This is a genomic window from Cohaesibacter marisflavi (assembly GCF_963665895.2).
Classification (GTDB): Bacteria; Pseudomonadota; Alphaproteobacteria; order Rhizobiales; family Cohaesibacteraceae; genus Cohaesibacter; species Cohaesibacter marisflavi.
Map to the genome: position 1 here is coordinate 1,945,962 of NZ_OY762534.1, position 19,006 is coordinate 1,964,967.

General features: G+C 56.6%; 9 protein-coding genes. 3 read left to right on the top strand and 6 right to left on the bottom strand.

From position 1 onward, the window contains the following. Positions 1 to 57: 57 nt before the first annotated feature. From ACKPCT_RS09960 to ACKPCT_RS09970, 3 genes are all read right to left on the bottom strand, one after another. A complete protein-coding gene (locus ACKPCT_RS09960; protein WP_319569104.1) occupies positions 58 to 3,504 on the bottom strand; it encodes a pyruvate carboxylase in 3,447 nt (1,148 codons plus the stop codon). 333 nt (positions 3,505 to 3,837) lie between these two features. Then, complete coding sequence (locus ACKPCT_RS09965; protein WP_319569105.1) at positions 3,838 to 4,278, bottom strand: acyl-CoA thioesterase; 441 nt, start codon at positions 4,276 to 4,278, stop codon at positions 3,838 to 3,840. Between the two features lie 44 nt (positions 4,279 to 4,322). Next, positions 4,323 to 5,921, bottom strand: a complete 1,599-nt coding sequence (locus tag ACKPCT_RS09970) for a hypothetical protein (RefSeq protein WP_319569106.1) — start codon at positions 5,919 to 5,921, stop codon at positions 4,323 to 4,325. Between the two features lie 419 nt (positions 5,922 to 6,340). Here ACKPCT_RS09970 and ACKPCT_RS09975 point away from each other — a divergent pair, with 419 nt between their 5' ends. After that, on the top strand, positions 6,341 to 11,896 hold the full coding sequence (locus ACKPCT_RS09975) for an alpha-2-macroglobulin family protein (RefSeq protein ID WP_319569107.1): 5,556 nt from the start codon (positions 6,341 to 6,343) through the stop codon (positions 11,894 to 11,896). Positions 11,897 to 11,914: 18 nt separating this feature from the next. Continuing rightward, positions 11,915 to 14,053, top strand: a complete 2,139-nt coding sequence (gene pbpC, locus ACKPCT_RS09980) for a penicillin-binding protein 1C (protein WP_319569108.1) — start codon at positions 11,915 to 11,917, stop codon at positions 14,051 to 14,053. Between the two features lie 10 nt (positions 14,054 to 14,063). Here the strand turns inward: pbpC and ACKPCT_RS09985 are convergent, their stop codons facing one another. Beyond that, positions 14,064 to 14,693 carry a TetR/AcrR family transcriptional regulator gene (locus tag ACKPCT_RS09985; protein WP_090067870.1) on the bottom strand — a complete coding sequence of 210 codons (630 nt, stop codon included), beginning with the start codon at positions 14,691 to 14,693 and terminating at the stop codon, positions 14,064 to 14,066. A gap of 447 nt (positions 14,694 to 15,140) precedes the next feature. Further along, a complete protein-coding gene (gene purU / locus ACKPCT_RS09990) occupies positions 15,141 to 16,013 on the bottom strand; it encodes a formyltetrahydrofolate deformylase (RefSeq protein ID WP_319569109.1) in 873 nt (290 codons plus the stop codon). Between the two features lie 357 nt (positions 16,014 to 16,370). Here purU and ACKPCT_RS09995 point away from each other — a divergent pair, with 357 nt between their 5' ends. Beyond that, complete coding sequence (locus ACKPCT_RS09995; protein WP_090067866.1) at positions 16,371 to 17,624, top strand: NAD(P)/FAD-dependent oxidoreductase; 1,254 nt, start codon at positions 16,371 to 16,373, stop codon at positions 17,622 to 17,624. Positions 17,625 to 17,652: 28 nt separating this feature from the next. Here ACKPCT_RS09995 and guaD read toward each other — a convergent pair whose 3' ends face one another. Beyond that, entirely contained in the window at positions 17,653 to 18,954 is a 1,302-nt protein-coding gene (gene guaD, locus ACKPCT_RS10000; protein ID WP_319569410.1) for a guanine deaminase, read from the bottom strand. Positions 18,955 to 19,006 lie beyond the last annotated feature (52 nt).

Sequence of the window (19,006 nt, forward strand, 5' to 3'; positions counted from 1 at the left end):
GCCGCTGCAGGATTTCTCCCGCAGCGGCTTTTTTCTTAGTGAAAGGATGTCTGTTTCTTATGCCTCAAATTCAATGAGCAGATCCTTGGCATCGATTTTGCCACCCGGTGACACATGCACTTCCTTGATCACCGCATCGCGTTCGGCATGAATGCCGGTTTCCATTTTCATCGCTTCGATGGTGAGCAGCAGATCGCCCGTGCGGACTTGCTGACCGGCCTTGACGCCGATGGTGGCGACAACACCGGGCATAGGGGCGCCGATATGATTTGGATTGTTCGGCTCGGCCTTCGGACGCATGGCGGTGGTGGACTTGACCATGCGGTTCGGTACGGTGACGGAGCGTGGCTGGCCGTTCAGTTCGAAATAGACCTTCACGTCGCCTTCATCGTTGGTCTCCGAAATGGCCTGCATGCGGATTTCCAGCGTCTTGCCCGGAGAAATCTCTGCCGAGATCTCTTCGCCCTGCTCCATTCCATAGAAGAAGGTTTTGGTTGGCAGCGTGCGCACCGGACCATACATGCGATGACGGCCCATATAGTCGAGGAACACCTTCGGATACATCAGATAGCCGTTGAGATCCTCATCATCGATGGCAAAGCCTTCCAGCTCTTCGGAAAGCTTGGCACGCACCTCTTCCAGATCCACCGGAGGCAAATGCTTGCCCGGACGCTCGGTATTGGGTTTGTCCCCCTTGAGCACCTTCTCGATGATATTGGCCGGGAACCCTCCTTTCGGCTGGCCCAGATTGCCGCGCATCATGTCGATGACAGAGTCCGGGAAGGACAGGTCAACCGTTGGATCTTCCACCTGTTTGCGTGTCAGCCCCTGAGATACCATCATCAGAGCCATATCGCCGACCACCTTGGATGACGGGGTCACCTTCGGGATATCGCCGAACATCAGGTTTACGTCAGCATAGGTCTGGGCGACTTCGTGCCAGCGCTCTTCCAGCCCCATGCTGCGGGCCTGTGCCTTGAGGTTGGTAAACTGTCCGCCGGGCATCTCATGTAGATATACCTCGGAAGCCGGTGCGGCGGTGCCGCTTTCAAAGGCTGCATACTGACCGCGAACCGCTTCCCAATAACGGGACACATCGCGGATGGCCTCCACATCAAGGCCGGAATCCCGATCGGTATTGCGCAGAGCCTCGGCGATGGACCCAAGGCAAGGCTGCGAGGTAGAGCCGGAGAAGGCGTCCATGGCAGCGTCCACCGCATCCACACCCGCTTCGCTTGCGGCCAGAACGGTGGCGGCGGAAATACCGGAGGTGTCATGGGTGTGCAGATGGATGGGCAGGCCGACCTCTTCCTTCAGGGCCTTGACCAGCACGCGCGCTTGGGCAGGCTTCAAAAGACCGGCCATGTCCTTGAGGCCGAGGATATGCGCACCAGCGTCGCGCAGCTCCTTACCCATCTTCACATAATAGTTGAGATCATACTTGGCCCTGTTTGGATCATAAATATCGCCGGTGTAACAGATGGTGCCTTCGCACAGCTTGTTATTTTCCAGCACAGCATCCATGGCAACACGCATATTCTCGACCCAGTTGAGGGAGTCGAACACGCGGAACAGGTCAACACCCGAGATGGCGGCCTGTTTGACGAAGCTCTGGACCACATTGTCCGGATAATTGGTGTAGCCAACACCGTTTGATCCGCGCAGCAGCATCTGGATCATGATGTTGGGCATATGGCTGCGCAGATCGCGCAGACGCTGCCATGGGCATTCCTGCAGGAAGCGATAGGCCACATCGAAGGTTGCCCCACCCCACGCTTCAACGGAGAAGAGCTGCGGCAGGTTGACCGCGTAACTCGGTGCCACCTTGATCATGTCAATGGAGCGCATCCGGGTTGCCAGAAGGGACTGATGTCCATCACGCATGGTGGTGTCGGTCAACAGCAGTTGCTTCTGCTCCTTCATCCAGTCGGCAACCGCCTGCGGGCCTTTCTCATCAAGCAAGTTGCGGGTGCCTGCTGCTGGTTTCTCCGCCCGAGGCGCCGGGATGACAGGAGCGCGCAACCCCTCGGCCGGGCGCGGTCTATCCTTGGCTTCAGGATGCCCGTTCACTGTGATATCGGCGATATAGGTGAGCACCTTGGTGCCACGGTCGCGCCGCTTCTTGAAGTCAAAGAGCTCCGGCGTGGTATCGATGAATTTGGTCGTGTAGCTATTGTCGAGGAAGGTCGGATGCTTGAGCAAATTCTCGACAAAGCGGATGTTGGTTGAAACACCGCGCACACGGAATTCACGCAAGGCGCGATCCATGCGAGCAATGGCCTGTTCTGGCGTTGGTGCCCATGCGGTCACCTTGGTCAGCAGACTATCATAATAGCGGGTGATGACACCGCCGGTGTAGGCGGTGCCGCCATCAAGACGCACGCCCATGCCGGTGGCCGAACGATAGGCATTGAGACGCCCATAGTCGGGGATGAAGTTGTTTTGCGGGTCTTCAGTGGTCACACGGCACTGCAGGGCGTGGCCGTGCAGCTGGACCTCTTCCTGACTGGCAACGCCGGTGGCTTCCTCGATGGTCTTGCCTTCGGCGATCTTGATCTGAGATTGAACGATGTCGATGCCGGTCACTTCTTCCGTCACCGTATGTTCGACCTGTACGCGCGGGTTCACTTCGATGAAGTAGAAGTTACCGCTCTCCATGTCCATCAGGAACTCGACGGTACCGGCGCATTCATAATTTACGTGCTTGCAGATCTTGTAGCCTAGTTCGCAGATTTCCTTGCGCTGTTCTTCGCTTAGATAAGGCGCAGGCGCGCGCTCGACCACTTTCTGGTTCCGGCGCTGCACAGAGCAATCGCGCTCAAACAGGTGATACATGCCACCGTGGCTGTCGCCCAGAATCTGAACCTCGACATGGCGGGCCTTGATGATCATCTTTTCCAGATAACCTTCGCCGTTGCCGAAGGCGTTTTCGGCTTCGCGCCGACCTTCGCGGATCTTGCCTTCCAGTTCATTCGGCCCATTGATCGGGCGCATGCCGCGACCGCCGCCACCCCAGCTGGCTTTCAGCATGAGGGGATAGCCGATCTTTTCGGCTTCACGGGCGATCTCTTCCATGTCATCGCCCAACACTTCGGTTGCCGGGATAACCGGAACACCCGCCTCGATTGCCACCTTACGCGCCGACGCCTTGTCGCCAAGCTTGCGCATGGTTTCCGCTCTCGGGCCGATGAAGGTGATTCCGGCCTCGGTGCAGGCATCCACGAATTCGGGATTCTCGGACAGCAGCCCGTAGCCTGGATGAATGGCATCGGCGCCAGATTCCTTGGCAACGCGGATGATCTCGGAAATGGAGAGATATGCAGCAACAGGGCCCATGCCAGCCCCAACACGATAAGCTTCGTCCGCCTTGAACCGGTGCAGGGAGAGTTTGTCTTCCTCCGCATAGATGGCAACTGTTCGCTTGCCCAGCTCATTTGCTGCGCGCATGACTCGAATGGCGATTTCGCCACGGTTAGCAATCAGAATCTTCTTGAAGTCAGCCATAACTATTCCCGGTTTCTGTCCCTTGAGCGAGCCCCTAGATGCCTCTCGCCGAAGGGTAAGGATGATCGAAAAGGATGGGTTCCTGTCCCGCCCTCTATCTCAAGCCCGTCCCCGACGGCCTTATTGGATAGGGCACTGCATTATCACGTTATACGGGTAATTCTACCAAGCACTTTTGTGAGAAATATACCTATTGTCGCATCGTAATACAGGTTTTGTGGACATTGCCTCCTCCCTTGATTTATATCAAATCGAAAGCGAAGAACAATAGCCCTTCAATGACTTGTGGACCATCGTCCCCTTTTGTCATCGTCATAGCCGAAGTGGAGACAATCAGTCTGCGCTTTTCAAAATCGACGTGAAGAGCGCTCGCACGGTGTCGCTCATGGGTTCGGGCGCGCGGCTTTTCTCATTGACATAAACATGAACAAAGTGGCCGCGTGCTGCCGTTACCAGGTCATCATTGCGGAACAGCCCGATTTCATAGCGCACCGAGCTGGTGCCGATATGCGTGATCCTCAAGCCTACGGTGACCACATCGGGGAAAGAGATCTCCTCAAAATAGTTGCAGCCATTTTCCACGACGACGCAGATCTGCTCATCATTGGCCACATCAAGGGATGTATTTTCCATCAGCCAGCCAGCAATGGCACTGTCAAACAGGGAATAATGAACAGCGTTGTTGAGGTGACCAAAGCTGTCATTGTCGTTCCAACGAGTCGGAACCACCTGAAACGTCTTGTAGTCGGCTCGTGTATCAGGTCCAATACGCATAGTGTCGTCTCACTGAATGTATCAAGATAGCAATAATGGCGCGCTTAACGACGGGTATTCCGCTTATAAAGGATCAGCGCCCTACGGGTGCCCGAGCCAAAATCGGCGTCGATGGCGCTTTTGTAGAAGCCCTTGTCTTTAAGAATGATCTGTACGGCCTTGCGTGTTTCTTCAGAGAGCACGCCGGGGGCTTCAAAGAATATTTGCTGCGTGTCCTTGTCATCCTGCACATAGGCTTTTAGCAACAGGGTTGCGGCCTGCTGGGGGCTGCGCTCAACGCCTTGCCCGCGATCATAGAAGATGCCCAAATCGGCTGACGCTTCGGCAATGTCTTTGTCGCTGGCCATCTGGTAGAGCTCCGCAGCGCGCTTGTAGTTGCGCGCGGTGCCCACACCATCGCGATACATGGAGGCAGCGAACACCATGCCGCCCGGATTGCCGGCCTCTGCGGCCTTCTCAAACCATTGAAGGGCCTGCGCCTGATCCTCGGCGACCTGCTCACCATTCTTGTACATGACGCCCAGATAGGCCATGGATTGGCCGCTGCCAAGATCTGCCCCTTTTTGGGTCGCAGCATGGGCAAGCGCTGGCTTGCCTGCCTTATGCAGCCCGCGTGTCAGCTGGGTATAGAAGCGAGCTTCCTGCGGATAGGCGGCAATGGCGTCCTGACAGGCGGCGATCACTTTGTCTGCATCAAGATCGGCATAGAATACCCCTTTGGCAACGGCATCGGGATCGAAAGGATGGGCAGCCATGCGGTCACAGGCCATTTCTGGTGCGGGTGCGACAGGCGTTTGTTTCGCAACGGGGTCAGTTGCTTTTGGCTCGGCACTCTCGGGCTCAACGCTTGGTGCTTCAGGTTCCTTTGCTAAAGGAGCGTCAGCCTTTTCCTCGACAGATGCCTTCTCTGGAACTTTCTTTGTTGTCTCCAGCGTAGCGGTTGGCTTTGACGCTTCTTCAGGTTGGGCCATTTGAGAGGCAGCAGATGCCTCTGGTGCAGGCTCCTTAGCCATGGAAGGCTCTTCGGGCTTAACTGGCTCTGTTATATCATCTGTCTTGGGTTCAGAGGTTTCTTCAACTGGCGCCTTTGCATCGGCGGCCTCTGCTTCCGAGGGTTTTTCTACCGAGGGCTTTGCGGTTTCAGTCTTTTCTGCGATAGGAGCCCCTTGGTCATCCCCCATCTGATCGGTTGTAGCATCGGCTATTTCGGGTTCTGCCGAGTTGACCTCAGCGGCTTTGATTTTGGCTTCGCTCGAAGAGAGGATCATCGGCTGATTGGCCAAGGTCTTGATGGTTACGCGATAGCCCAGCTCGGGCATATTTTCCGGCTTTGCGCTGGGTTCAGCGATGATCACGCCATCCCCAAGGCCCTGCACGCTCCATTCAACGGTCGATTGACCATCTGCACCATCGGCATCTTTCCCGGAAAGTGGCGTGTTGAATTCGACCTTGTCACCAATGGCAACCATGCTGTCTTTGGGCAGGACCAGCTCGATGGCTCCCGAGTCATTGATAGACGACACAGTGGTTTTGACATCGACCGTCTGGGCATAGGACAAGACCGTGGAAAGCAGCAAAGACACGCCTCCAAGTCCTGCGCCTCTTAGTACCTTCCTGCCTGTTTCAATCCAACTGCCAACCATTCTCACATCCCTCGTTTCAGCCAATTCGACGCGAATCTTTGCTTAACACAATAGAAAAGCGTTACCATTTAATGAGCTTGTTTGCATGATTTTGGCACAGACAATCAAGCCCTTTCCGTTTTGAGCCTTGAATGAAGGCTCCCCGAAACAGGCTCGCATGCGCAGAATTAAGGGCCGCAATCCGGGTCTTTGTCCGGGCATGGCGACGTCCATGCACAGGGGTGCACATGCGCATCAATCAAAAACAATTTATTTCTTTCAAGACATATTTGCTCTCAATATGGTCGCAATAATGCTACATACTGTCAGAACTTGTTCGTTGCTCACAGTTCATAAATGCCGCCAGTCTCTCGCTCTTGCCATATTTTATTGAGTAGAAAGAGATCGCGGAGCGCCAATTGACGACCGGAGGGGGAGCCATGGCCCGGATTCTATCTGCGATATTCGCTTTATTTCTCATTTCATTTTCCGCATCGCAAAACGCATGGGCCCTTGATGGCACCTATCGTGATGAAGTGATCCTCTCGCGAGATACGGATTTTTATGGCTTCGACTTCAAGACGCTGAAAAAGGTGACGCTGGATCAATGTCAGTCGGCCTGTTTGAAGACCCAAAACTGCAAGGCCTTTACCTATAATGTCAAAGCCGAATTCTGCTTTTTGAAATCCGATTTTGCCAAGGCAACCCCGTTCAAGGGCGCGATTTCAGGGCGCATCGCCCCCCGCTTTGAAGAAGAAGATATCGGCAAAGCCGCTCCCCTTACCAATCTGCCACAGAGCATCCATAATGCCGCCGCCAAGATGTATAAAGAGGTGTCATCATCTAGCCCCGACGTTGGAGCTGGCACCATCGGCTTTGATGAGCTGATCAAGCGCGGCTATGGTGCAATGGACTTTAATGATCCAACCCGAGCCATGGATCTGTTCCGTAGCGCTTTGGCGATATATCCCGAAGCGAGCAACATCTGGCACGCCTACTCACAGGCTGCGGCGCAAGCTGCCCGCACCACTCAAGACTTGAGAGAAGCCCGCACGGCACGGGCCTCAGCCATCAATGCAGCTCTCAATGCCTATACGAGTTCTCGCACGCGCACCAATCGTGCGGCGGCCCTCTCCCAGCTTGCCCGCGCACTGGAGGCGACAGCACGCTTCCGCGAGGCTATAGACAGCTTTAAGCTGGCGCTTGAAATGCGCGAAAATCCGGCAGACCGCGCAGACTATCGCCGCCTTCTGGAAAGCCATGGTTTCCGCATGATCAATCACAGCATTGATGCGGATTTGCAAAATCCGCGCATTTGCATTCAGTTCTCCGAAGAACTGAAAAAGGGCTTTGGCGATTATGCCTCCTATATCCGCATCAACCAGCAAGAGCCCAAGGCGCTTGATGTGAGCAAGCGGCAGATCTGTGTGGAAGGGCTTGCGCACGGCAACAGCTATCAGTTGGATGTACGCGAAGGCCTGCCTGCGGACAATGGCGAGCAACTGCTTTCCAACCTGCAACTTGATCTATATGTGCGCGACCGCAAGCCGGGCATGCGCTTTAGCGGCAACAATTATGTGCTGCCAGCCAGCAACCGCCGTGGTCTTCCTCTGGTGTCGGTCAATGCCGATGAAGCCAAGCTAGCGCTCTATCGCATCAATGACCGCTCTCTGGCGCAACTGGTGCGGGGCTCCCGTTTTCTTAGCCAACTTGAAGAATGGCAACTTTCCGACCTGACAGAAAATATGGGCTCTCCGATCTGGGAAGGCTCCATGGCAATCACACCGGAAAAGAACCGTGAAGTGGTCACCGCCATTCCGATTGACGAGGCCCTACCCGAGCGCGAGCCGGGGGTCTATCTCATGACGGCAGCCGCCACGACCATTGATCTGAATGACTATCCCTCGGCTGCAAGCCAGTGGTTCGTGATTTCAGACATCGGACTGATGACCTTCTCGAGCACAAAATCCCTGCCCGCAGGCGGCAGCAGCCAGGCCGGTGGTGATCTGGGCGGCCTTCAGGTCTTTGCGCGCTCGCTGGAAAGCGCAGCACCGCTCTCCGGCATCAAGGTTAAGCTTATCGCCCGCAACAACGAAATTCTGGGCAGCGGCACCAGCGATGCCACCGGCATGGTCACCTTCGACGCCGGGCTCATGCGTGGCTCGGACGGATTGGCTCCGGCGGTTCTGACGGCCAGCAATTCAGACAAGAATGATTTTGTCTTTCTCGATCTGACCCGAGCCGGTTTTGACCTCTCTGATAGAGGTGTCACCGGTCGGCCGTCGCCGGAAGGGGTCGATGTCTATGCATGGACTGAGCGTGGGGTCTATCGCCCCGGCGAGGAGGTGCATGTCTCTGCTTTGGCGCGCGATGACACCGCCCGTGCTGTGAAGGATCTGCCGCTCACCTTCTCATTCTTGCGCCCCGATGGCGTGGAAGCCCAACGTCTGATCGGCTCTGGCAAGGCGCTTGGGGGGTATTCAGTGGATCTGCCCCTTCTCAGTAACGCCAAGCGCGGCGGCTGGCGGGTTCAGATCTTTGCCGATCCGAAGAAACCGGCCCTTGGCGAAGTGAGTTTCCTTGTCGAGGATTTCATCCCTGATCGTACCGATATGACCCTGACGCCCGACGGAGACGTTGTTGCCGTTGGCGATAGCGCAACCGGTGCCATCGAAGGGCGCTATCTTTATGGCGCTCCGGCTGCCGGTCTCGCCCTTTCCGGCGATATACTGGTGCGCGAAACCCGCAAGATGGATGGCTTTGAAGGCTATCTCTTTGGTCTGGCCGAAGAAGAAGATACCGGCATAGAGCGGATACCGCTGGGCCCACTGCCCGCACTGGATGCCGAAGGCAAGGGCCAATATGACTTCAGCCTCGGAGCGTTGCGTGCCTCCACCCGCCCCAAGATCGCTGATCTGGTTGTGCGGATGCAGGAAGGCTCCGGCCGCGCCATTGAGCGTCGGGCGCAATATCGCGTCGAACCCGACGATATCATGTTGGGCATCAAGCCCCAGTTTGACGGCAATCAGGTGAGCGAGAATAGTGACGCACAGTTCCAGCTCATAGCCGTATCTCCGGATGCCAGCCGGGCGAGCCAATCTAGCGTGGATTGGTCCCTCGTCAAAATCGAGCGCCAGTATCAATGGTATCGCAACGGATCTAGCTGGTACTCGGAATCGGTGAATTTGGAAAGCAAAGTGGCTGACGGTCAGGTCGATCTGGGCACGGGCGATCCTGCCAAACTGTCTCTCCCGGTTGAATGGGGCCGGTATCGGCTGACCCTTGGCGACAGCACCAGCGTTGAATTCCGCGCAGGTTGGGCCAGCGCAGGCTCACTCGATACGCCAGACGGGTTGGAGCTGGCGCTTGACAAGCCAAGCTACAAGGCTGGTGAGACTGCCAAGCTGAAAGTTTCGCCGCGCTTTGCAGGCAAGCTTCTCCTTGCCATCGGCACAGACCGGATCCGCAAGACGCTGTCTGTCGATGTTCCGGCTGAAGGCACCACGCTCGACATTCCGGTGGAAGAAGACTGGGGCGCTGGCGCCTATCTGCTGGCCAATCTCTATCGCCCGTCCGACAAAGGTGCGTCGCGCAATCCGATGCGAGCCATCGGTGTGGAATGGCTGGGCGTCTCGCCTGAAGAGCGCGCCCTTTCCATCAGCATGGAGGCACCAGAAACCATCCGCCCACGTGAACAGATGGAAGTTCCGGTCAAAGTTGATGGCCTCAAGGCCGGAGAGGAAGCCTATGTTACGGTGGCTCTGGTGGATGAGGGCATCCTCAATCTCACCGGATACAAGACGCCTGATCCTGTCGGGCGCTATTTCGGCCAGCGGCGTCTGGGCGTCGATATTCGCGACCTTTACGGCCGTCTGATCGATGGCTCGAATGGTGCTTTCGGTGCCCTGCGCACGGGCGGTGACGGCGGAGGACCACAGATGGATGCCAGCGGCGATGTGCCGACACAGGAACTGGTTGCTTTCGTCTCCGGCATCGTGCGCCTTGATGAAAATGGCGCAGCCAAGGTCTCTTTCGACATTCCGCAGTTCAACGGCACCGCGCGCCTGATGGCGACCGCCTGGACCGACGATGCGGTTGGCAGCAGCGATGAAGACGCCACTATCCGCGACCCAATCGTTGTGCATGTCAGCTTGCCCAAGGTTCTGGCACCGGGCGACACCTCCCGCGCCATTGTCGAACTGACCAATCTGGAAGCCCCCGAGGGGGACTATCATCTGGAATTGATCACCAGCGAGAGCCTTGCGCTGGATATCGCCAAGGCACCAGAAACCGTCACCCTCAACAAGGATGAGATGGTCTCCCTCTCTGTGCCCCTTACCGGGTTCAAGGAAGGCATGGGCGATGTCACCGTCAAGCTGACCTCCACTTCTGGCGACGGACTGGGCATTCTTTATGATGCGCAGATGCCGGTGCGCTCTGGCGTGCTTCCGCTGACCACCGTGACCCGCGTGCCGCTAGCCGCCGGGGGCGGTGAGCTGAAGCTGGATGCGGCATGGATGGCCGGATTGCAAAAGCACAATGCTACCGTCTCGGTATCGGTGAATGAACCGGGCACCTATGATGTTGCCTCTCTGCTCATGCAGCTGGATCGCTACCCCTATGGCTGCGCCGAGCAGATCACGAGTCGTGCCCTGCCTCTGCTCTATGCCAAGGAACTGGCCTTCAACCTGCCTGAAGAGCTGGCTAGCCTTTCAGGCACCGCTATGAAGGAACGCATCCAGAAAGCCATCGACAAGCTCTTGTCCTATCAGAGCGACATGGGGGGCTTTAGCCTTTGGGGCGGCGGCTATGTCGACGATCCATGGCTCACGGCCTATGCCACCGACTTCCTGACAAGAGCACAAGAGCAGGGCTTCAAGGTGCCAGAAGTAGCAATGAAGCGGGCCTTGCAAGACATCAAGAATCGCCTCGCCTATCAAAGCGATCTGCAGCGGGATTCTGCCAGCGTTGCCTATGGTCTGTATGATCTGGCACGCAATCGCATGGCCTCGGCCGGAGACCTGCGCTACTATGTGGAGACCAAGCTGGATAGCTTTGACAGCCCCTTCTCTCGGGCCCAACTGGGCGCAGCACTCGCGCTCTATGGGGATCGCACGCGCGCCGAACGGGCCTTTGATTCAGCCCTCTGGCTGGCGGAACGGCGCGAAGGCAACATGGCGATATCAGAAGGCAGCGTTTACAGCTTCTCAAGCCTTCAGCGCGATGTGGCTGGCATGTTGGCGCTGGCTTCCGAGGTCAGCCCTGCCCTAGGCAACCTTGAAGGGATCAAAGCTCTTGCCCGCCGCATTCATGATCCGGAAAAGCGTCTCAATACGCAGGAACAGGTCTGGATGGTTCTGGCAGCTCGCGCACAGGCAGAAGCCACCGCTGATCTGGGTATCGCGGTTAATGGCGTGGCCAGTTCGGGGCCTCTGGTGGCCGCCTATAATGGGCAAGCCATCGATGAAGAGCCTGTCACCATCGTCAATGGCGGCGAAGCCCCTCTGGAAGCGCTCGTAACCGTGGTTGCTTCACCATCAGAGCCTCTGCCTGCAGGTGGAAACGGCTTTGCCATTTCGCGCAGCTATCACGCACTGGATGGCAGCCCGGTCAATGTGGCTGAGATCAAGCAGAATGAACGCCTTGTCGTGGTGGTCAATGCGACCCAGTTTGACGATGTGCCTTCTCGCCTGATGATCAGCAACTTGCTGCCGGCTGGTCTTGAGGTAGAAAATCCGCATCTCGTGAAAAGCGCCGAGCAACAGAATTTCAGCTGGTTGCCGAAGACGGATGTCGCCCATGTGGAATTCCGCAAGGATCGGGTGCTCGCAGCCATCAACCGCGAACAGGGCGGGGACAAGGACTTCACCATCGCCTACACGGTGCGGGCCGTCTCTCCGGGTAGCTTCATGCATCCGGCTGCGGTGATTGAAGACATGTACCGGCCTGAAAAGGCGGCACGCACAGCAAGCGGCTGGATGAATGTCATCCGCTAGGAAGAAACGAGCACGTCCTTGTTGAAGCTGCGTAACAGACAGAATGCCATGCCGAAGATGCTCTTTGGCATGGTCGCTGGCTTGGGGTTTCTCATCCTTGTAGGTCTGGGAAGCGTCGGCGGCTTCATGCTCTTTGATCGGATCAATCCGCCACCGCTCGACAAACTCACCGATCTCTCCGTTGAAGTGGTCGACCGGGATGGAGCCTTGTTGCGCGCCTATACCAACAAGGCCGGTCAATGGCGCCTTGGCGCGGATCTTGATGGCGTCGATGCCGAATTCATCGACATTCTGCTGACTTATGAAGACAAGCGCTTCTGGGACCACGCAGGCGTAGACCTGCGCGCCATCCTGAGGGCCAGCTGGCAGTTGCTCTCAAATGGCCGGATCATTTCGGGCGCATCCACCATATCCATGCAGCTTGCCCGCCTTCTCGAACCGCGCGAAAAACGGAGTTTCAAAGCCAAATTCTGGCAGATGTTGCGCGCTCTGCAACTCGAAGAACGCATGAGCAAGCGGGAGATTCTGACCGCCTATCTCACGCTCGCCCCCTATGGCGGCAACCTTGAGGGCATCCGCGCGGCATCGCTCGCCTATTTCGCCAAGGAGCCCAAAGAGCTGAGCTTGGCGCAGGCTGCGCTGCTGGTGGCTCTGCCCCAGTCGCCAGAGGCCCGCAGGCCGGATATTTCACCCAAGCGTGCCCTTGCTGCACGCAACACCGTACTTGAGCGCATGGCCATCGCCGGTCTCATGCCCGAAAGCGAAGTGACCCGTGCTTCGGCGCAACCGCTGGAGGCTGTGCGTCATACCATGCCGCAATTGGCCGCCCATGTGGCAGATCGCCTTTACAGTCAGTCGTCATTGCAGCGGAAGCATCAAACAACGCTGGATCGCGATCTTCAGGAAAAGATGGAGCAAGTGCTTCTGGATGCCACCGGCAAGCTGGCGCCAGATCTCTCCGCCGCCCTCATATTGGCAGATGGCAAGAGCGGGGCCATTCTGGCCGAAGTGGGTTCAGCAGACTATCTCAGCGCTGCGCGCTCAGGCTGGATTGATATGACTCGCAAGCAGCGCTCGCCGGGCTCAGCTCTCAAGCCCTTTATCTACGGCCTTGCCTTCGAAGAAGGGCTGATCCGAGCCCAGACCCAGATCACAGACAGCCCCGTGGATTTTGGCGGCTACAGGCCCAAGAATTTCGATATGGGCTATCAGGGCGATGTGAGCATCCATGATGCGTTGCTGCTCTCGCTCAACGTGCCCGCCGTGGCGTTGCTCGATGCGGTTGGGCCAGCTCGCCTGATGGAACGATTGAAGCGTGGCGACGTATCGGTCAAACTGCTTGAAGGCAGCGATGTGGGGTTGGCGATCGGCCTTGGCGGGCTGGGTATTACCCTTAAGGATCTCACCCAGCTCTATACGAGCTTTGTCAATGATGGCCGGATCAAGCGGCTGCATGACCAGCCTCTGTCCCCTTCCGCAAGAGAGATCGTCCGCGCGCCAGTGCTGGACCGCAATGCCAGTTGGCATGTCGGCAATATTCTCAAGGATGCCACCCCGCCACGAGGCACTGGCACGCTTCCCATCGCCTACAAGACCGGCACGTCCTATGGCTATCGCGATGCCTGGTCAGTTGGCTTCGAAGGTCGCTATGTTATTGGCGTTTGGGTTGGTAAACCGGACAACAGTGCCGTGCCGGGCATCACGGGGCGCAGCACCGCCGCTCCCATCCTTTACGACGCCTTTGCCCGCTCTGGCTTAACGCTTACGCCCTTCCCCAAGGCGCCGTCCGGCACGCAAGAGCAAGCCTTTGTCGACCTGCCACCAACGCTCAAACATTTCAGGATTTCCAACCTCTGGTCCACCCCATCCTTGGTGCCTGAGGCTGCGCCTCAAATCAGCTACCCGCCGGATGGGGCAAGAATTGAACTCACCCCGACAGCACAGGGCAAACAAATGCCTCTGGTCGTCAAACTCCAAAATGGCAGACCACCCTTCCGCTGGCTGGGCAACGGGCGTGTCTTTGCGGCAAACGGTCGCAAGCGGCGCATCAACTGGATGCCCGACGGGCAGGGCCAATCAACCCTGACGGTCATTGATGCTGCCGGTCGGGCAGACAGTGTCAGCGTCTTTCTGCAAGTGCCAAGTGAAACCCCATAACGGGTCATTGCTATGAGAGGGTTTCATCATGGGATATTTGCAGCTGCGCCTGCTGACGCAGTTCATGAAACAGTTTTTCCTCTTCGATGAATTTCACCGCCGATCGCATCGGCATTGTATCACCCAGGACTCTTGACAGCAGCCAGCTGCCTTCCAGTATCAGCATCGCCTTGCGCAAAGGCAGATAGGATGCCTCGGCGGAGAGTCCGAATTTCCCTCCTTCATCAATGGCTTTCATTCTGATTCTTGCATAATGCTTGCGTGCTTCCTTGCTAAAAATTTCATTGCGTTCTCCCCCTTCCTGCAAGGTTGCAGACACCGTCATGAAACGCCAGTTTCCGTTTTTCTCAAAAGACGCATAAATCTTTTTGCAAAACTCGATCATCGCATCGTGATAATCGCCCCCTTCGGAATGCGCCTTGCGACAAGCCGCTTCGATCATATCGAGAAGCAATTCTGCGGAGTAACGGGCAGCGGCAATAGCAAGATCCCTTTTGCCGCCGGGGAAGTGATGATATAGCGACCCGCGCGTCACCCCCGCAGTTTTCAGGATGTCGGAAATACCAGTGGCTGCGTAGCCTTTTTGACGCAGCAAGTTGGCTGCTGCGACAACGAGTTTCTGATATGTGGAATGTTCCATTATTTTATCTTTACAGCACTAGACCATTCGGTCTACACAGGGGTCGGCCTTCGTATTTGGAAATGAGTTTCACCGGATTCAGATGACCCGGAGGAAGACCGAAATGCATAGCTCTATGCAGTAGCCATCTTATAGCAAGATTCGGCATGTAGTTTCTCGTTTGTGAATAAAGAGAAAAATCGAGCGTGCAGACTGGCCATGCAGAAGCCCTTCCTAGGTACCATCTGTCGTGAAATGGCATAAATTTCCTGATTTAGTCCCCACTAGACCCACGGAAATATGCCATAGACCATACCGCGCCTCCCCCAGATATGGCGCGGTATGGTCGCTTAACACCTGAAACGTTTCAGGCTACTAATTTCCGCCAAATCCGACACAAAAAAACCGGCCATCAGAGCGCATCTGAAAGCCGGCTTGTCTATATGTAAGGTGCCGAAGGACAGTCGGCTATTTGCTGAAGACCACCGTGCGATGTCCATCGATAAAGACACGGCCTTCTGCATGCAGGCGCAGTGCGCGCGAGAGCACACGCGCCTCGATATCGCGGCCACGGCTGACCAGCTCGTCCGGGTTATAGGCGTGATTCACCCGTTCGGTATCCTGCTCGATAATCGGACCTTCATCCAGATCCGGCGTTACATAGTGGGCCGTGGCACCAATCAGCTTCACGCCGCGTTCCCATGCGCGATGGTAGGGCTTGGCCCCCTTGAAGGCTGGCAGGAAGGAGTGGTGGATGTTGATGATCTTGCCGAAATGCTTGCTGGACAAGTCATCGGACAGGATCTGCATGTAGCGGGCAAGAACAACGAGCTCGGCATCAGTACGCTCGATCAGCTCGTCCATCTTGGCTTCCTGTTCTTTCTTGTTATCCTTGGTCACAGGCCAGAGATAGAAAGGAATGCCAAGGCGCTCCACCGTGTTGCGGGCATCGGCGTGGTTGGACACCACGGCTTTGATATCCAGCGGCAATGTGCCCTTCTGCACACGATAGAGAATATCCTGCAGGCAGTGATCGAATTTGGAGACCATCAGAATGGTCGAAACCTGCTTGTCGGCAGGTTGGAACGAGATATTCGCCTCGAATTTGGTCGCGAACTCGTCAATCGAGTCTTGCAAAGTGGCAAGATCCAACCCTTCCGGGGTCGCCAGAACAACGCGCATGAAGAAAGAACCAAGACCGTCTTCCCGATTGGAGTCCGCTGCGGGCTGGAAGAACTGGTTGCTCTCCAGAATGTTGCATCCGAAGGAGAGGAGACGCGCGCTCAGGTCAGCCACAACACCGGGCTGATCGGGGCATGTCATTTTCAAAATCATGCTCATGGGTCTGTTTCTTTTCAGTCAAACGAATAAGGCACTAGACCGCCTCTTTTGAGGAGGAAAAAGCCAATCAAAGATTGAGCGGGACATTAGCCAACTGTTGCGCGATAGGAAAGGGTTCGGGCCGCGAACAGGGCAGAGTTTGACAGGTTTTGCCGTGAAAATTTCGTAATTTTGCATTTCACTGCCTTTCCGGCGCTATGTGCAGGCAATTTTTGACCCTTGGATATGGGCTGCTCGGTGAAAATGCTGCAACAGTTTGATGCAATTTGATACAGAGATTGCGTTGACTTGACCCTGCCGGAGCGTTAGCCAGCTAAGAAACCGCAGGGCCGATAGACATAAATCAGGAAGACCAAGATGAGCAAAGCCAAACATGTTGTCGTTGTGGGGGCTGGACAGGCCGGAGCCACACTGGTGCAGAGACTGCGAGAGCTGGGCTATGACGGCGCCTTGACCCTGATTGGGGCAGAACCCTATCTGCCTTATCAGCGTCCACCGCTCTCTAAAGCCTATTTGCTGGGCGACATGGATCTGGATGGCCTGACCCTGCGCCCGCAAAGCTTTTATGACGAGCAGCAGGTCACTCTGAAACTCGGCACGGCAGTCACCGCCATAGATCCCGCCAGCCAAACCATAAATCTCGCAGAGGAGACCATTGCCTATGACCATCTGGTGCTGGCCACCGGTGGTGACGCAGCCTGCCTGCCTACAGCACAGGGCGGAGGACTGGCCGGGCTCTACCCCATCCGCGGGATTGATGACATCAACAAACTGGAACCGCAGATCCTGGCAGGCCGTAAGGTGTTGATTGTTGGCGGGGGCTATATCGGGCTTGAAGCCGCTGCGGTCTGTTCCAAGCGCGGCCTTGATGTCACCCTCGTGGTGGCTTCAGAACGCATCCTACGACGGGTGGCGGCACCAGAAACATCTGACTATTTCCGCAAGCTGCATCAGACCCACGGCGTCCGCATCATCGAAGGGGCACAGTCGGTTACGCTTATCGGGGATAAGGAAGCCGGTGCGGCCGGGCATGTCTGCGGAGCGCGGTTGGGCACAGGAGAAGAGCTGGAGGCCAACTTTGCGATTTGCGGCATCGGGCTTAAGCCGTCTGTCGAGCTGGCAGAAATAGCTGGGTTGGCACTGGAAAATGGCATCCGGACAGATGACTTCTCATGCACCTCCGATCCGCATATCTGGGCCGCAGGTGACTGCACAAGCTTTCCCTATCGAGGTGGGCGCATCCGGCTGGAAAGCGTAGGCAACGCCATTGATCAGGCCAAGGCCGTCGCTGTCAATATTGTCGAGAGTCTCAAGGGCGAGGCAATGAAGCCCTATATCGCCAAACCGTGGTTCTGGTCAGATCAGTATGATGTCAAATTCCAGATTGCGGGCCTTAACAGCGGCTATGATCATGTGGTCATTCGTGACGTTGGTGAAGGCGTCGCGTCTCACTGGTATTACAAGGGCGAGGAACTGCTGGCTGTTGACGCCATGAATGACGGCCGTGCCTATATGGTCGGCAAGCGGCTCATCGAAGCGGGCAAGACGGCTGACCCTGCTGTTGTGAGCAACACCGCCATTGACCTCAAAGTGCTGATGAAGCGAGGGTGATGGTGAATGCGGCTAACCCCGCCTCGGCTCAGTGCCTCTTCATTGGCACCCCTGCCACATAGGTTTCGGCCACAGAGCGATCGTCGGACATGATCTGTAGAATGAACAGTTCTTCTGACAGAGACTGACAGGTCTCCATGCGCAGAGCCATGGCGGAGGTGGCTGCGCTGTCGAGCACGACGATATCTGCCTCCGAGCCAACATCCAGGGTACCGATCCTGTCTTCCAGACCGAGCGCAAGGGCGTTGCCTAATGTCGCCCAATAGAAGGCGCGCAAGGGATGCATTTTGGTGTCGTCGCGCGTGGCGAGCGCCTTGTAACCTTCATGCAGGGTACGCAGCATGGAATAGGACGTACCGCCACCAATATCGGTCGCGATGGCACATGTGGCGCCACGAGCCCGCAAGCCTTCATAGTCAAACAGTCCCGAGCCAAGGAAAAGGTTGGAGGTCGGGCAAAAGACGGGACGTGCGTCTGTCTCGATCAAAATATCGATCTCGCGCGGCTGCATATGGATGCAATGGCCAAGCAGCGCGTTGGCGCGCAGCAGGCCATACTGCTCATAAATCCCCAGATAGTCCGGCGCATCGGGATAAAGCGCCATGGTCTGTTCGATTTCCGCGTGGTTCTCATCCAGATGAGTCTGGATGTAACAATCAGGGTGCTCTGCGGCCAGAGCTTGGGCGCTTTCCATTTGCGCTGGTGTCGAGGTGATGGCAAAACGCGGCGTGATGGCATAATGCGCCCTGCCCTTGCCATGCCATGTGGCGATCAGCGCCTTGGAATCGTCATATCCGGATTGCGGCGTATCCCGCACCCCTTCTGGTGCATTGCGGTCCATCAGCACCTTGCCCCCAATCACACGCATGTTGCGCCGTTCGGCTTCTGCGAAATAGGCATCTGCCGAGCTTTTGTGCGATGAGCAATAAGCCACTGTGGTGGTGGTGCCATTGGCGATGATTTCATCAAAAAAGCGCGCGGCCATCGTGGCACAATGCACCGGATCAGCATAGCGGGCTTCCGCCGGAAAAGTGTAGTTTTCCAGCCAGTCCAGAAGCTGTGCTCCCCAGCTGGCAATCACCTGCACCTGCGGAAAATGCAAATGAGTGTCGATCAAACCCGGCACGAGCAAATGAGGGCGATGATCCTTGATGATCGCCTCTGAGCTCGCCTCTGCCTGCACGTGTTCAAAGGTGCCTCTGGCTTTGATCAGGCCACCCTCGATCAACAGCGCACCATCTTCGATATAGAGATGTGCGCTGTCATCCTCGGGCATCTGAGGCTCTCGCAAAAAAGTTAGCAGTCTTCCGCGCAGGATCGTTTCAGCCATCATTTGTCCTATAGTCGTCTTTGCCAAAGGCAGGGTGGGTACTAGCATCGGG